The organism is uncultured Paracoccus sp. (assembly GCF_945915435.1).
In the GTDB taxonomy this organism is placed as follows: Bacteria; Pseudomonadota; Alphaproteobacteria; order Rhodobacterales; family Rhodobacteraceae; genus Paracoccus.
In genome coordinates, this window is sequence record NZ_CAMEFG010000063.1 from 1 (window position 1) to 16048 (window position 16048).

The 16048-nt window shown below is 67.4% G+C and carries 13 protein-coding genes; 5 read left to right on the plus strand and 8 right to left on the minus strand.

Features of this window, described 5'->3' with window-relative positions; genetic code table 11:
* The first annotated feature begins 339 nt into the window (after positions 1–339).
* Entirely contained in the window at positions 340–831 is a 492-nt protein-coding gene (locus Q0O97_RS16215) for a pyridoxamine 5-phosphate oxidase (protein WP_294931760.1), read from the plus strand.
* A 36-nt stretch (positions 832–867) separates the two neighbouring features.
* Here Q0O97_RS16215 and Q0O97_RS16220 read toward each other — a convergent pair whose 3' ends face one another.
* Both Q0O97_RS16220 and Q0O97_RS16225 read right to left on the minus strand, forming a co-directional pair.
* Positions 868–3156 (minus strand): glycosyl hydrolase family 28-related protein, encoded by a 2289-nt coding sequence (locus Q0O97_RS16220; protein ID WP_294931763.1) that lies wholly within the window; start codon positions 3154–3156, stop codon positions 868–870.
* Positions 3157–3287: 131 nt separating this feature from the next.
* Complete coding sequence (locus Q0O97_RS16225) at positions 3288–4865, minus strand: lysine--tRNA ligase (protein ID WP_294931766.1); 1578 nt, start codon at positions 4863–4865, stop codon at positions 3288–3290.
* Positions 4866–4952: 87 nt separating this feature from the next.
* On the opposite strand from Q0O97_RS16225, the gene Q0O97_RS16230 reads away from it, so the two are divergent.
* On the plus strand, positions 4953–5372 hold the full coding sequence (locus Q0O97_RS16230; RefSeq protein ID WP_294931769.1) for a tellurite resistance TerB family protein: 420 nt from the start codon (positions 4953–4955) through the stop codon (positions 5370–5372).
* 4 nt (positions 5373–5376) lie between these two features.
* On the opposite strand, the gene Q0O97_RS16235 is transcribed toward Q0O97_RS16230, so the two are convergent.
* The 6 genes from Q0O97_RS16235 to Q0O97_RS16260 all read right to left on the minus strand — a co-directional run bounded on the left by Q0O97_RS16235 (position 5377) and on the right by Q0O97_RS16260 (position 13462).
* On the minus strand, positions 5377–6894 hold the full coding sequence (locus Q0O97_RS16235) for a D-alanyl-D-alanine carboxypeptidase (RefSeq protein ID WP_294931772.1): 1518 nt from the start codon (positions 6892–6894) through the stop codon (positions 5377–5379).
* Positions 6891–7520 carry a nicotinate-nucleotide adenylyltransferase gene (locus Q0O97_RS16240; RefSeq protein ID WP_294931775.1) on the minus strand — a complete coding sequence of 210 codons (630 nt, stop codon included), beginning with the start codon at positions 7518–7520 and terminating at the stop codon, positions 6891–6893. The genes Q0O97_RS16235 and Q0O97_RS16240 overlap by 4 nt, the downstream gene beginning before the upstream one ends.
* Before the next feature lie 42 nt (positions 7521–7562).
* The gene (locus tag Q0O97_RS16245; protein ID WP_294931778.1) at positions 7563–8705 is read right to left on the minus strand and encodes an OpgC domain-containing protein; all 1143 of its coding nucleotides are present in this window, start codon (positions 8703–8705) and stop codon (positions 7563–7565) included.
* Positions 8702–10846: a glucans biosynthesis glucosyltransferase MdoH gene (gene mdoH, locus Q0O97_RS16250; RefSeq protein ID WP_294931781.1), complete on the minus strand. Its 2145-nt coding sequence runs from the start codon at positions 10844–10846 to the stop codon at positions 8702–8704. The genes Q0O97_RS16245 and mdoH overlap by 4 nt, the downstream gene beginning before the upstream one ends.
* Positions 10847–10853: 7 nt before the next feature.
* Positions 10854–12404 (minus strand): glucan biosynthesis protein, encoded by a 1551-nt coding sequence (locus Q0O97_RS16255; protein WP_294931784.1) that lies wholly within the window; start codon positions 12402–12404, stop codon positions 10854–10856.
* 278 nt (positions 12405–12682) lie between these two features.
* Positions 12683–13462: a hypothetical protein gene (locus Q0O97_RS16260; RefSeq protein ID WP_294931786.1), complete on the minus strand. Its 780-nt coding sequence runs from the start codon at positions 13460–13462 to the stop codon at positions 12683–12685.
* A gap of 122 nt (positions 13463–13584) precedes the next feature.
* Here Q0O97_RS16260 and Q0O97_RS16265 point away from each other — a divergent pair, with 122 nt between their 5' ends.
* The 3 genes from Q0O97_RS16265 to Q0O97_RS16275 are packed head-to-tail and all read left to right on the plus strand — an operon-like array spanning position 13585 to position 15952.
* The gene (locus tag Q0O97_RS16265) at positions 13585–13980 is read left to right on the plus strand and encodes a hypothetical protein (protein ID WP_294931789.1); all 396 of its coding nucleotides are present in this window, start codon (positions 13585–13587) and stop codon (positions 13978–13980) included.
* The gene (locus Q0O97_RS16270) at positions 13977–14639 is read left to right on the plus strand and encodes a response regulator transcription factor (protein WP_294931792.1); all 663 of its coding nucleotides are present in this window, start codon (positions 13977–13979) and stop codon (positions 14637–14639) included. Before Q0O97_RS16265 ends, Q0O97_RS16270 begins: the two co-directional genes overlap by 4 nt.
* 8 nt (positions 14640–14647) lie before the next feature.
* Positions 14648–15952: an ATP-binding protein gene (locus Q0O97_RS16275; RefSeq protein WP_294931795.1), complete on the plus strand. Its 1305-nt coding sequence runs from the start codon at positions 14648–14650 to the stop codon at positions 15950–15952.
* Positions 15953–16048 lie beyond the last annotated feature (96 nt).

The following is a 16048-nucleotide window of genomic DNA, read 5'->3' on the forward strand; positions in this document are numbered from 1 at the left end:
AACCCTCACTACCCCAGAAACCATCAGGGTCAGAAATGGAAAAAGCGTAAAGACGGGCGTAATCCTCGGGGGTTGCATGGGCATTCTCGAAACCTGAGGGGATCGGGTGTTTGGAAACAGCTTCAACTGACATTTGTGGCTCCTCTCAAAAAATGCCGGTCATGTCGGCCCGCCGCCTTTCCCCAAGGACATCTGCGGCCCCCTTGCCGGTTCCGGTCAGTTAATCGCCTTTGACAAGGCAGGTAAACCGAATTTGACCCCGCAACGCCCATCCGCCGCCCGGCGCAGGGCCGAAAATGCCGCTTGCCCGCGCCGGGAATGCGGCGCAGATTGCCGGGCATGAGCAAGCCCGATCCCATCCAGGCCACCGACGACGCGGCGCGCAAACTTGCCCGCCGCCTGATCGCGCAGATGCGCCATGCGGTCCTGGGGACACTGGACCCCGACAGCGGCGCGCCCCTGCTGACGCGGATCGCGGTGCAGACCGACCGCGACGGCACGCCGCTGGCGCTGTTGTCGGGGCTGGCGGCCCATACGCGGGCCTTGCAGGCCGATGCCCGCGCGGGGCTGATGATCGCGGATGGCAAGGCGGCCAAGGGCGACGCCATGACCCATGCGCGCCTGTCGATCCTGGCCCGCGCCTTGCCTGCGGATCCCGATCCGGCGCGGCGGGACAGATGGCTGGCGCGCGATCCCAAGGCGCGCGTCTATATCGACCTGCCAGATTTCCGCTTCTGGCGGATCGAGCCGGTCTCGGGCCTGCTCAATGCCGGTTTCGCCCGCGCCTACCGGCTGGAACCTGCCGACATGCTGGAACCCCCCGCACCCTGACGGCACGAGGGGCAAGGCCGCGCCTTGCGGCCCCGGTCAGTCGGGCGTGTCCATCCGCACCCGCAGCGAGACGCGCCCCTTGACCGCCGCCGGCCAGTTGATCGCCACCGACTTGCGCTGAAGACCCACCAGCCGCTCGACCCAGGGCATGGCCGAGACGGGCGCATTCGCGGCATTGGTCAGCGCACCGTCGGCAACCAGCGATTCCACCTTCATCGCGACGCCGTCGAAGGGCAGCATGGCACTGGTGCCCACGATCCAGCGGTTCGCCGCCGTGTTCTGCGCATGAACGACATCGACCGGGTTGGCGACATAGGTGTCGATGCCATTGAACATGTTGCCCTGGAACAGGATGTTGCGCATCCGGTCATGGTTCAGGTCCGCATGGGTGGTATCAACCTTGTCGATCCGCTGCGTGCGATTGTATAGCGATTTGAACACGTTGCCGATCACGCTCAGCCCGTGGATGAAATGGCCCGCGCCATAGGGCTTGACCGTCAGCCAGGAAAAGCCCGCCGTTCCGTTCGACACGAGGAAGGTGTTGCCGGTGATCGTCAGCCCGCCGAATGAAAACTCGTTGCCCTGAAAGGCCGGGGTGGCGCTGTGTTCGTTCGTCCACTCGATCCCGGCATTGTCGATATAATTGCCGGTGACGGTGGACTGGACGTTGGTCTGGGTCAGCACCAGCCCGGCAAAGCGCACACCCGCCTGCGCGTTGTCGCCCTGGAACCAGTGGTTGCCCTCGATGATATGCCCGCCACCGGCGGCGACCATGAAATGACCGAAGCGGACAAAGCGGCTGTGCCGGATCTTGGCATCGTTGTTGTTGACGTTCAGCGCGACGGTGGTGCGGTTCTGGGCGGGTTCGCCCATCTCGTTGGACAGGAACTGGCAGCGGTCGATCAGGATATCCTGGCAGCCCGACCCGATCGAGGTCACCCCGCGATCCCGTGGCCGCGTCATGTAGCAGTCGCGCAGGCAGAAGGTCGCGCCGGTAGGCGCCAGCATGATGCCGCTGGCATTGCCGTCCAGCAGGAATTCCACATCGCTGATGTTGAAGCGGTCGAGCCGGTCCATCCCCGAAAAATCCAGCGCATAGCGATAGCGCAGAAAGGCATAGCTGCGCGTCCCGGCCCCGCCGAAAAGCGGCTGCGACAGCTCCAGCGTGCCCGCCGCGATATTGCGGGCGCGGACATAGACCTCGCGCCCCACGCCTGCGCCGGTCACGCGAGAGCCGATCTCGATATTGGCGGCATTGGCGACATTGCTCAGCAGGTGCGGGCTGGCGGGGTCGTAACTGGCCACCGCCTCGACGCGGCGGGTATCCCAGACGGGACCGGGCACGATGTTGATCTGCCCGTTCGCGATCACCCGGCGGTTGGAAAAGGACGGGCTGCCCGGCGCGATCTCGCGCACCATGATCGGCTCGGCCAGATCGACGCGGCGGCCGCGCAGGTCCAGGACGGAATGGTCGGTATAGCCGAAGAGCGCCTGGATCGCGCGCTTGAAGCCCTCGGTCTCATCCCCGAATGCGGCGGCATAGGTGGGAAAGTCGAAGCTGGCATGCAGCGCAAGCCGGGCCGCGCGGGGCATGGTCAGCTTGCCCTGGAACCGCACGGGGGCCGAGATCGCAAGGTTCGAGCCGATCAGGAACGTGCCCTCGGGCACAAGGATATGACCGCCGTTCGCCGCCTGGTCCGCCGCCTGGAAGGCCGCGCGGTCATCGGTCACGCCATCGCCCACCGCCCCGAAATCGCGCACATCGACCCAGTCCAGCATCTGCGGAATGAAGGCGGCGGTGACATCCTCGATCACCATGTTCTCGATGCGGATGGCACCATTGTTGTCGCCCAGCAGGTCCAGCCCGAAATGGCCAAAGACCGCATTGCGCCCCCAGGCCATGTCCACCCCCTCGCGCGAGCCCGAGCCGACGATGGCCGAGACCTCGGCCACCTGCCCGTGCCCGCTCAGCGTGACCTGCGGCCCGGTCTGCGCGACGCCGCCGACATTGCCGCCCGCCGCATTGCCCGCCCATGCGGCGATGCGCACGCGCGGCAGGTTGCCCGCCACCGCCTTGACACGGGCCGAGATGCGCAGGTAGCTGCCCGGCTGCAACGGCGTGCGCACCATGTAGCGTAGCGAGGTCGTCGCCTGCTGCTTGATGATTTCCAGACAGGTGCCGAAGTCCTGGTCGGCAGGCACGATGGCGGCATTGGGCTGATCGGCCCATGTCGGCGATCCCGCGGTGCCGTTGGTGCGCGACCAGTGGTTCAGGCCCGCGCTGAAGGCGCGGGGCATCAGTTGCGAATTGCCGATGACGGTCATGCCGGATCTCTCCCCTTTTGGCGGATGCGGGCGGGACTGGCCCACGCGCTGTCCGGGGAAATTGACCTTCCGGCGTTAAGACATTGTTAACCATGCGCGCGCCGCAACGGGGCGGCGCGCAACGGCAGGGGTCAGCCGGCCAACTCGCCCGCCAGTGCCCGCTCGATCAGCGCGCGGGTCTCGGCAATGCCGTAAAGCGCGATGAAACCACCAAAGCGCGGACCCTGATCGGCACCCAGAAGAACTTGATAAAGCGCGGAAAACCAGTTCTTCATCGGCTCGAACTGGTGATCGCGGCCAATGGCGAAAACCATCGTTTGCAAGGCCTCGGGATCGGCGGGACCGTCCCATGCCGCCAGCCGCCCGGCCAGGTCCTCCAGCGCGCGGCGTTCCTGTTCGTCGGGCGCGCGATAACGGCGCGTCGGCGCCACGAAGTCTTGGAAATAGCGCAGCGCATAGCCCGCCGCCTTGTCCAGGCCGGGATGCGATTCGGGGCTGGCCTCGGGCGCATAGCGGCGGATGAAGCCCCACAGCCCGTCCTTGTCCGCCGCCCCCGCGACCGATGCCAGGTTCAGCAGCATCTGAAACGGCACCACCATATCGGATTGCGGCACCTGCCCGCCGTGGATATGCCAGACGGGGTTCGCAAGCTGCTGTTCCGGCGTCTGGTCGGGGAAGGCGCGCAACTGCTGGTGGTATTCATCGACCGCCTTGGGGATGACGTCGAAATGCATCCGCTTGGCGGTCTTGGGCTTCTGATACATGAAATAGGACAGGCTTTCGGTCGCCGCATAGGTCAGCCATTCGTCGATGGACAACCCGTTGCCCTTGGATTTGCTGATCTTCTGGCCGTGCTGGTCCAAAAACAGCTCATAGGTGAAATGTTCGGGCGCGCGGCCACCAAGGATGCGGCAGATCCCATCATAGATCGGCGTATTGGTCGAATGATCCTTGCCATACATCTCGAAATCGACGTCCAGCGCGGCCCAACGCGCGCCGAAATCGGGCTTCCATTGCAGCTTGACCTGACCGCCGGTGACGGGCAGCGTCAATTCCTGCCCGTCCTCGTCGAAGGTGATCGTGCCGGCCTTGGCATCGACATGCTTGATCGGGACGTAAAGCACGCGGCCCGTGGTCGGGCTGATCGGCAGGAAACAGCTATAGGTCTGCTGGCGTTCCTCGCGCAGGGAGGCCAGCATCACCGCCATGATCTCGTCGTATTTCTCGGCCGCCTTCAGCAGGGTCGCGTCGAACTGGCCGGATTTATAGAACTCGGTCGCGCTGACGAATTCGTATTCGAACCCGAAGGTGTCCAGAAAGCGGCGCAGCATGGCATTGTTGTGCCCGCCGAAGCTGTCATGTTCGCCGAAGGGATCGGGCACCGAGGTCAGCGGCTTTTGCAGATGTTCCCGCAGCATCTCTTGCTGCGGCACGTTCTCGGGCACCTTGCGCATCCCGTCCATGTCGTCGGAAAAGCAGATCAGCCGCGTCGGAATGTCGCTGATCATCTCGAAGGCGCGGCGGATCATGGTCGTGCGCGCCACCTCGCCGAAGGTGCCGATATGGGGCAGGCCCGAGGGACCATAGCCCGTCTCGAACAGCACATGGCCCTTTTCGGGGTCCTTCTTCTCATAGCGTTTCAGCACGCGGCGGGCCTCCTCGAAGGGCCATGCCTTGGATTTCATCGCGGCGTCACGCAGGGCGGTCATGTCATTCTCCATCGCTAGAACATCCCCCGTATTGAAACCCTGCAATATCGTCAATAATTGCCTTGGAACCCTGCAAGGAAAGCTGCCATGATCGACCTGCCCTCATTTTCTCATTGCGACGCGCTGGTGGCGCTGATGATCGCGGTTTCCGCATCCGATCAGGACATGCGCACCGCCGAGCTTGTCGCGATCGAGCGCACGGTCAACCACACGCCCATCTTCGCGCAATACGACATCGACCGCATCCGCGCGGTCAGCCAGACCGTCATTTCGCTGTTCGAGGAAGAGGACGGCCTGGATGCCCTTTTCGGGCTAGTCCGCGACGCCTTGCCCCAGCGGCTCTATGAGACCGCCTATGCGCTGGCCTGCGACGTCGCCGCATCCGATGGCCGCCTGGGCGAGGTCGAGGCCGAGATGCTGGCCGAAATCCGCCACCAGTTGAACATCAGCCGCCTGCATGCCGCCGCCATCGAACTGTCGGCGCGCGCGCGTCATACCGTTCTTTGACGCCTCAGCGATAGGTGCCGGATATCGGCTGAAAGACCACCGGACCGGCAGGCGCCGGTGGGACGGGCTGCGGTTCCGCCGCCACCGCGACCGCGCCATGTTCCGCCGTCCAGCTTTCGATCAGCGCCTGTTGCAGCGCCTTTGCGCGCCGGTTCCAGGCGACGGCGCCCTCGGGCAGTTCCTGCCCCTCGCTGACGGCACGCCGGGCCTCGTCCACGGTCAGGACGGCGAAGGCAAGCGGGCGGCCCGTGCCGTCGCTTGCATATCCTGCAAGGTTGGACACGAAATTCAGCGTTCCCGTCTTGGCGTCGATGCGGATGGGGCTGTCGATTTCATTGCGCTGCGCATCGCGCAGCGGGATATGGCGCATCAGGCCGATCAGCCCCTGGCGCTGGCCCGGTTGGACGCCCAGTTCCGCCATCATCCGCGCCGTGACCCGGCTTTCGGGGCGCAGGCCCGAATGGTCGGCAAAGTGATAATCCCCGCCGACCCCCTGCCCGCGCAGCCATTCGCCCATCCGTGCGGCCGAGGACGGCAGGTCCGCCGCCCCGCTGGCGGCCAGCCCCACGACCTCGGCGGTCAGGTTGTTGGAATATTCCATCATACCGATCAGGATCTCGCGCAGCGGGCGGCTTTCATGGCGCGCGATCTCATCGCCGTTCGGGCGTTCGTCCGTGATCTGCGGATTGGGCAGCACCAGCCCCTCGGCCCGGCAAAGCGTCTGGAACACGTCGCCCGCGTAAAGCTCGGGCTTGCGGACCGGCAGCCAGCGGCTGCCCGCGCGCCCCATCGCGCCCTGGGCGATGGTCCAGTCCTCGCGCTGGCCGCCGTCCTCGTAGGTGAACAGCGGCGCGGAACGATTGACCGCCGAGATCGCGACCGTATAGGCGCGGGGCGACTGGCGCGATCCGCGTGCCTCCAGCGACATGCGATAGCCGGAATCGCCCCTGCTCCATGACAGGTGGACGCGGTTGTAGTTCAGGATCATCCCCGAAATGGTCGGGTTGTAGGGCAGATGCACCGCCTGCCGGTCCGACAGGCGCGCGACATGGGGCAGCGCGCCGCCCCAGACCAGGAAGCGCGCGGGCGGGGTGCGGCCCGCCGCGGCCTCGGCCGCTGCGGCCTGGCGCGCCAGCGTGGCCAGCCCGTCGGTGTCCAGTTCCGGGTCGCTCCCGCCCGCAAGCACCAGCGCATCGCCCATCCGCAGCACCCGCGTCGCAAAGCGATGCCCGTCGCCAAACATGGCCTGCGCGTAAAGCGCCGTCACGGTCTTGAGCGTGCTGGCGGGCGGCAGCGCCAGGTCGGGGTGGCGGCTGGCCAGCATCTGCCCGGTCTGCGCGTCCAGAACGGCAAAGGCGACCTCTCCGCCAAGGGCCGCGCGCGTGATCAGGTCGCCCGCGCTTGCCACGGCGCGCTGGCCCGAAGGGCGGGGCGAGGGCCGCACATCCGCCCGAAGCGCCGCCGGCATGGCCGATGCCGCCAACAGCCCAAGCAGCAGGTTTCGCCGGTTCAGAGTGGTCATCGCATCTCTCTTTTCATCAAGGACGAAGACAGGATCCGCCGCCCGCCTTGCCGGATTTCGGTCGATGATAACGCATTCAGGGGCACGTTGACGACCACCCATGCGGGCGGGCGCGCCATTGCCAGTCCCGGCGCCGCGCTTTCGGGCAGGCGGTGGGCCGCCAAGATGCGCGCCGCGCGCGACAGCCGCGCGGGCATCCGCCAGCCCGGGCGGGCCATTACGCCGATGGGCACGCGGGCGGCGATCTCGCGCCAGCGCTCCCATCGGTCGAATTGCGCCATGTTGTCGGCCCCCATCAGCCAGACGAAGCGCACGCCGGGATAGGCCCGTTGCAGCGCGGCGATGGTGTCGGCGGTCATGCGGGTGCCCAGGGCGGCCTCGATCCCGGTGACGGTCACGCGGGGGTCGCGGATCAGCCGGCGCGCCTCGGCCAGGCGCTGCGCCAGCGGGGCGGGACCCTGCGCCTTCAGCGGATTGCCGGGGCTGACCAGCCACCACACCCGGTCCAGCCCGAAACGCCGCAGCGCCATGCGGGTGATATGCACATGCCCCTCATGCGCGGGATCGAACGAACCGCCAAGCAGCCCGATCCGCATCCCCGCCACCGCAATCGGAAAGCCCTGCATCACGCTGGCCCCTGTCCTTCCGCCTTATACCGCCCTGCCACGCTATCCGGCCCCGCCGCCGGAACGGTTGCGATACCGCGCGATCAGCGCGCCCCGCCTCAGCCATGCGACCGACATCGCCCATAGCGCGACGATGACCCAGATGTCCACGGCCAGCCGCGTGAACCAGCCCGGCCATGTCTCCTTGGGCACCAGAAGCGCCGCCGCATCGCCGAAGATCGACAGCAGCACGCAGGCGACGAAGGCCCACAGCCCGCCCTTGCCGATATCGGCCAGCGCGCGCCCCGCCACGGTCGCGGCCATGCGCCCGAACAGCCCCGACAGCGGAACCGCGACCAGCCAGCTTGCCGCCAGGGCCGAGATCAGCCGCACGCTGTCCAGCGACCATTTGTCGATCCTGCCGGTGACGGACAGCATGGCCTCGCGCACGGGTCTGCCCGTCTCGCCCAGTTTCGTGGCAAGGACAAAGACCCCGCCAAGCAGCATGATCGTCACGCAAAGCGCGGTCAGCCAGCGCGCCCAGGGCATCAGCGCCCGGCCCAGTTGCTGGCGGAAGGCCCCCATCGCCGCACCGCAAAAGAACAGAAGCTGCCAGCCGAAGGGGTTGAACAGGAAACCCGGCCCCGGTCTCTGGTTCGGGATCACCTGGTTGAGCGGCAGCGCCACGCTCCACAATGCGACCGATCCGGCCATGAACCAGAAGGGATGGCGCAGAAGGACGGGCATGGCCAGCGGCACCGTCGCGATCAGCACGACGTAGAGCGCCAGCACGTCCATCAGGTTCGGCTGCATCCACATCAGCGCAATGGTCGCGACATAGCCGAAGGGGTTTTCCGCAATCATGCGCGAATAGGCCGACCAGACCGCCGTATGGCGCAGATCGAAGGAAAACAGCAGCCACGACAGCAGCGCCAGCGCGATCGAACCTGCGATCAGCGCCAGCCACACCTGAAGCGCGCGGCGCCAGAAGCGTTTGCGGGCCGCACCCGGCCCCTGTTCCTGCTGGACCTTCAGCCAAACCAGCCCGACCAGGAAACCCGAAAGCAGCACGAAAAGCTCGGCCGCGTCGAAGACCACGAAATTCGTCAGCGTCAGGCCGCGCATGACCGATACGGGCATATGGTCCAGCATGATGCAGACCAGCGCATAGCCGCGCAGCATGTCCAGCCAGGCGATGCGCTTCATTCGGGCAGTTCCGCCCAGATCTCGATCAACTCGCGTTCCTCGGCCAGGGCCAGGCGTTCGGCGGGGTCGAGGAAGGAAAGCGCCTCGGCCCGGTCGCGCGCGGCGGCGATCTTGGCCCCGGCGGCCAGAACGTCCAGCCGCTGTGCCACCGGACGCGCATCGCGCAGCGGCAGCAGCGCCTTGTGGCGGGCCAGCGTCGCGGGGTCGCAGGGCAGTTCATCGAAGGGGCGCGCCGTGGCCGCGATGCGATGGGCCAGCGCATTTGCGGCGGTGAGGATCTCGGGCGTTTCGCGTTCCTCGGGGGTGACCAGCAACCCGCGGCGGCGCGCCCAACGGCCAAAGACCGGGCTGCCCGACCAGCGCGAGGTCAGGGGCGACAGGATCAGCCCGGCAAGGATCGGCGACAGCCAGATCAATTGCTCGGGCGACATGAAGGCCAGCACGGTCAGCGTGACCAGCCCGGTCAGCACATGCAGCGCGTGCCGGGTCAGGACAACGCGCCAGGGCGGGATCTGGCCCGCGCGTACCTGCGCCTCCCACCCGGAATCGCGGCCTTGCAGGATTTCCAGGATCTGCCGCGTCTGGATCAGCATCTGGACCGGGGCGATCAGCGCGGACAGCACGATCTCGAACAGCGCCGAGCCAAGGATGCGCACGTTCCCCCCCGAATTGCGCGCCAATGGCCGCAGCCACGCCCGCAGGATGGCGATCAGCTTGGGCAACAGCAGGAAACCCATCGCGGCGATGAACAGCCACAGCATCCGCACCGGGTCGAAAACCGGCCATTCGGGGAAAAGCTGGTAGGTCTGGGGGAAGTAGTCGGGCCGCGACAGCAGCACATTGGCCGACAGCGCAAGCCCGACCAGGATCATCGCCAGCCAGATCGGAGACATCACGAAGCCCAGCACCCCGATGATGAAATGCGCCCGCGTGACGGTGGTGAAGCCGCGCCCGCCCAGCAGGCGCAGGTGTTGCAGGTTGCCCTGCGCCCAACGGCGTTCGCGCACGGCCATGTCAAGCAGCGTCGGCGGACCGCCCTCGTAGCTGCCGCGCAGGTCGTAATCCAGCCGCACCTTCCAGCCGGCGCGGCGCAGCAGCGCGGCCTCGACGAAATCGTGGCTGAGAACGGTGCCCCCGAATGGCGGCTTGCCCGGCAGGGTGGGCAGGCCGCAGCAGCTTGCAAAGGCCCGGACGCGGATGATCGCGTTATGGCCCCAGAAATTGCCGCTGTCGCCGGACCACGCCGACACGCCGCGCGCGATGGCGGGACCGTAGACCCGGCCCGCGAATTGCGTCTGGCGCGCAAAGATGGTCTGTCCGCCGACCAGCATCGGCATGGTCTGGATCAATCCGATGGCCGGGTCGGCATTCATGCGTGCCGACAGCGCGCGGATGGTTGCCGCGCTCATCACGCTGTCGGCGTCCAGGACAATGATCTGGTCGTAGCGCCCGCCCCAGCGGCGGATGAACTCGGCCACGTTTCCGGCCTTGCGCCCCTCGTTCGAGTTGCGGCGGCGATACCAGACCGGCACCGGGGACAACTCGCGCAACCGGCTGACCGCGGCCATTTCGGCGGCGACGATCTGCGGCAGGCGACTGTCGGACAATACGAAGATCTCGGCCCGCCCGGCCAGCCCCTCGCGGTAGAGGTCGCGGCCCAGTGCGGCCAGAAGCCCCGCGGTATCGGCGGGCTGTTCGTTGTAGACCGGCATCACCACCGCGATCCGGGCATCGTTGGGACCTTCGGGCGTGCGCAGCCGCGGCGCCAGCAACCCGGCCAGCATGGCGCAGAAGGAAAAGCCGACCCAGGCAAAGGTGATGACGAACAGCACCAGCAACACCCCTTGCAGGAAGGTGATGTTGTCGCCGAAGACGCGCAGCATCTGCTGGGCGCCAATGAAGGCGATGGCCAGCGCCCCGCCAAAGGCCAGCAGCCGCGCCGCGATCACGCGCAGGCCGGGCAGTTCCGCGGTGGGACCGGCGGGGGGCGGGCCGCGAAAATCCTGCTCGGGCATGTCCAGCGGCTGCTCGGGCGGGGTCGCGGGCAGGTTTTCACCGGGCATCCCGGCAATGTCCGGGTCGGCAAGCAGGGCCATCTCTTGCGGGCTGTCGCTGGCTGTATCGGCTCTGTCCTCGGTCACCGGAACCTCACTCGCGCGACCAGCGCGTTATCCAGGTTTCGCTGAAGGCGCCCTCGGGACCGTTCAGCACGGCAGAGATATCGGACGCCCTTGCGTTTTCCGGGAAATATTCAAAGGACAGCCGCATCCGGTCCTGCGAGGGCAACCGCGACAGGTAGCTGTGCCCGATCCGCCCGGACGAGGCGCGGATCTGCGCCACCGGGTCATCGGCCCCGAAAACGGACAGATCGAAATCCACGACATAGGTGCGCGCATTCGAATCGTTGACCGAACGGCCCGAGAAGGACTTGACCACACGCGAAACCAGTGCGCTGTCAGGCACTTGCGCCGAGAATGTCAGAGAATAGCTGAAGTCGTGGCGCTGCCCCGCCGCCAGCGGGTCCGAGGGTTGCCAGAAGGCCACAATATTGTCGTTGAATTCATTGGTGACGGGAATTTCGACCAGCGTGACCGCGCCCTTGCCCCATTCCCCGCGCGGCGCGACCCAGGCCGAGGGGCGCAGTTCATAGCGCGCCTCGGCATCTTCGTAATCGGTGAACTCGCGCGCGCGCTGGGCGAGGCCGAAACCCAGCGGGTCGTTGTCCATGAAGGACGAGAATTGCAAGGTCGCGGGCGCGGACAGCACGCGCCACAGCCGCGATTCCTGCCCGGTCAGCATCTGCAACCCGTCGCTGTCGTGAACCGCGTGGCGGTAATCGTCCACGCGGCGGCGGTCCGACGGCCCGAACCAATACATCGAGGTCAGCGGCGCGATCCCCACATTCGCCAGGTCGCGGCGCGGGAACAGCACCGCGCGGGTGTTCACGATGGTTTCGGCACCGGGCGACAGGATGAATTCGTAAGCCCCCGCGACCGAGCGGCTGTCCAGCAGCGCGTTGATGCGCAAGGTGCGGTCCTGCGCTTCCGGGCGGTAGATCCAGAAGGCGCGGAAGATCGGGAATTCCTCGCCCTCGGGGCGGCCGGTGTTGATCGCCAGCCCCCGCGCCGACAGCCCGTATTGGGTGCCGCGCGATACGGCGCGGAAATAGCTGGCGCCCTGAAAGACGGCGAATTCGTCCATCACGTCGGGCCGGTTCAGCCGCGTGCGCAGCCGAAAGCCGGAAAAGCCCATGTCGCCCACGGTTTCCAGATCCGCCCCGTCCGGGAAATGCGAGGCATCGAAGTCGAACAGGTGCGGGTCGAAGGCAAGCTGGGTCGCCACGCCCTCGGCCACCAGGTTGATCTCGACCGGCTCATGGAAGATCGCGCCGGGCGGCAGCAGGTCCAGCGAGAAATCGCGCAAATCGCCCCAGGGATCGCGGTCGCGGCGAAAGCGGATCGCGCGATACTGGTCATAGTTCAGATTGGCGAAACTGCCCTGCAAGGTCGATGAGGGCGCCGAATATTCGCGCCCGGCGAATTCTTCGGCGATGGCGATGACCTGCTCGAAGTCGAAAGGCGCGGGCGCGGCGGCCTCGTCCTGCGGATCCGGTTCGCCTTCAGGCTGCTCGCCCGCCGCCTGCGCAAGGGCGGCGCCGCCGATTCCACCGGACGCCGCCAGCGCGGCAGCGGATGACATGACAAAACTACGACGGTGCATCGCCCGACCTCATGCATAAGCCGGCCCAGACGGCCTTCAACCCGCTGGGGGTTTGGCATTGCCGGGCGATGCTCGCAAGTGGTTTTCAGGAAAGGGGGCGCCACTCTGCCGATATCGCAGGTCCGGGCAACAGGATTGTGAAGGTCCTTGAGCGTCGCCCAGACACGGGGCCGGACACGGTGCCGGGCGCGGGACCCGTGGCCCCGCGCCCCTTTCGACTGCCGTGTCCGCCCTGCCTGCGGACCTGATTTTTCCGTTCAGCGCGCGGTTTCGCGCATCACCTCGCCACGCGGATTGACCTCGACGCGGACGGGTTCGCCTTCGGGGTTGGTCGCCTCGACGCTGACGCGCGGGCCTTCGCGGGTGATCTGGCCGATGTCGGTATAGCCCGCACCGTCCAGCGCGCCCTGCACCGCCTCATCCGAGATCGCGGGGCGTTTCCCCTGCCTGCGTTCGTGATGGCCCCGGTCCCGGTCGCGGGGACCGCGATCATGCCAGTGGCGGTCGCCGGGGCGGCCATGCGGGCCTGCCCGGTGTTCGGCCCCCTCGCCCCGGCCAAAGCGCATCAGCGTGCCATCGGGGGAAAAGCCTGCGCGGACCTTTTCGCCGTCGGCATCGGTTCCGCCGACCATCACCATGCCCTCCCTCACGAAGATGGCCGAGACGCTGGCAAGCTGGCCGAACACGTCCTGATCGCGCACCGGCTGGGGCAGCAGGGCGTCGGCCACCGTTTCGGGCAGCGCGCCGTCGCCGCGCAGGAAGGCCCCCCGCAATTCCCCCGAATCATCGACGAATGCGCCCATCTGCCCGCCATCGGGCAGCGTCCCGCGAAGGATCCGGCCCTCGCCGCGCTTGATCTGCCGCACCTGCACCTCGGTCAGGTCCAGGTCCTGCAAGACCTGCGGCAGCGCCTCGGCCCCGGCCGCCGGGGCCGCGGTCTCGGCGGGTGCCGCGTCCTGCGCCTGCGAAATCGCCGGAAGGCCGACCATCGCGGCCAGCGCCAGCGCGGCCACCCCTTGCATCAGAAATCTGCTCATCTTCTTTTTCCTCATGACAATCGTCGGATATAGCCACGAATCATTAATAACCCCTGAAGGGACAATGTATTGCCAATGACGCATTTGGTTTTCATTTGGATATGCGGCGCTAGATTGACGGGATGAAACCCTGGGCCGTTCCCTTCCTTGTTGCCTTGTCGGGCGCGCTGGCCGCCGGCCCCTTCGCGCTGGCCGAGATGCCCGATCCCGGCGCGATCTTCGACGAAGGCGACGACCTGCCCGACATGATCCGCTTGCACGGCTTCGACGTCCTGCCGCTAAGCGAGGTCGCCCGGATCGCCGCGCAGCGGTTCGAGGGCAAGCTGATTTCCGCCCGGCTGATGCCCCCCAGCCCCGCCGAACATGCGCGCGGCGTCGAACTGGTGCATGAGCTGCGCCTGCTGACCCCGGGTCGCGACGTGCTGCTGCTGCGCCTCGACGCGCGCAGCGGCGATTTTCTGGAGGCAGCCGGTGCCGGCCTGACCCGCGCCCGCCGCCCGGTGGAGAGTGACAGATGAAATGCCTGATCGTCGAGGACGACCCCACCCTTTCCACCCAGATCGCCGATGCCATGCATCAGGGCGGTTTCGCCTGCGACATCGCCCCCGACGGCGATCAGGGCGAATTCCTGGGCGCGACCGAAAGCTATGACGTCGCCATCCTGGACCTGGGCCTGCCCGGAATGCCGGGGATCGAGGTGCTGACGCGCTGGCGCCGTTCAGGCATCACGATGCCGGTGCTGATCCTGACCGCGCGTGGCGACTGGACCGACAAGGTCGCGGGATTTCGGGCGGGCGCGGACGACTATGCCGTCAAGCCCTTTCGCCTGGACGAGGTGGTGATCCGCGCCCAGACCCTCGTGCGCCGCGCAGCGGGCCATGCGCAAGCGGTCATCGACGCAGGCCCCCTGCGGCTGGACACGCAACTGGGCATCGTCACGCTGAACGGCATGGCGCTGAAGCTGACGGCCTTCGAAAAACGCATCCTTGCCTATCTGATCCATCACCAGAACCGCGTGGTCAGCCGGGCCGAACTGTCCGAACACCTCTATGATTCCGCCGCCGACCGCGACTTCAAGTCGATCGAGGTCGTCATCGGCAGGCTGCGGCGCAAGATCGGCGACGGGCTGATCCAGACCCGCCGCAGCGAGGGCTACGTCCTGCGAACCCGCCCATGAACATCCCCTTGCGCGATTCCATCCGCTTTCGCTTGCTGGCGCTGGCCTCGGTGCTGCTGGGGGCGGCGCTGGTCGCGGGCTATCTGTTCATCGCCGCCATCCTGGAAGACTTCATCACCCGCCGCTTCGACGCCGAGACCCGCACCATCGCCGAAGCGGTGATCGCGGGCGCCTCGATTTCCGGCAGCGGGCGGGTGACGGTCGCACAGCCCCCCGGCGATCCGCGCTTTTCCATGCCGCTTTCGGGCTGGTATTGGCAGCTTTCGCAAGACGGGCAGGTCGTGGCCAAGTCGCCCTCGCTTTTCGACGGCACCCTGCCCGCCCCCGCGGGCGAATGGCAGGCCATCGCCCTGCCCGGTCCCGACGGCGCGCCCCTGCGGGTCATGCAGACCGACTTCACCCTGCCCGACAGCGACCAGCCGCTGAGCGTCGCCGTTTCCGCCCCCGCCACGCAGATCGCGCAGGAACTGGCCCATGTCCGCCGTCCGCTTGCCGTCTCGCTTGCCGTCCTGGGGCTCGCGCTGGCGGCGGCGATGGTCTTGCAGGTCACAGCGGGGCTGCGCAGCCTGGATGTGCTGGGCCGCGACATCCGCCGCATCCGCGCGGGCCGGGCCGAAAGCCTGCCCCTGCCCGCCGTGGCCGAACTGCGCCCGGTCGCCGCCGAGATCAACGGCCTGCTGGACCAGAACCGCAAGGTGCTGGCCCGCTCGCGCGAGCATGTCGGCAACCTTGCGCATTCGCTGAAGACGCCGCTGTCGGCGCTGGCCAACAGCCTGCCGCCCGACCACGAAGGCCAGCCCCTGCTGGAACGCATGGACCGCCAGATCGGCTGGCACCTGCGCCGCGCCCGTTCCGCCGCGACCCCGCATGTCCTGGGCCAGCGCACCCCCATAGCCCCCGTGATCGAGGACATTCTGCTGGTCCTGCGCCGCCCCGTCGAGGATGCGGGGCTTGCGGTCGAACGCCTCTGCGACCCCGGCCTGGTCTTTCCCGGCGACCGTCAGGACCTTGAGGAGATGATCGGCAACCTGACCGAAAACGCGGTCAAATGGGCGCGCCGCCGCATCCGCATCGCCGCGGCGCTGTCCGAGGGAACCATCCGCATCGCCATCGAGGACGACGGTCCCGGCATGCCCGGCAGCGACCACGACATGGCGCTGCGGCGCGGCCGCAGGCTGGACGAAACCGGCCCCCCCGGCGCGGGGCTGGGCCTTGCCATCGTCACCGACCTCGTGGCGCTCCACGGCGGCCGGCTGACCCTTTCGCGATCGGACCTTGGCGGCCTGCACGCCGAACTGACCCTGCCCGCCTGACGCCCCTTGCCCCCGCCCCCGTCGCGCGCTAACGAATGCCCGTCGGAGGAGTGGCAGAGTGGTTTAATGCACCGGTCTTGAAAACCGACGTGGGGG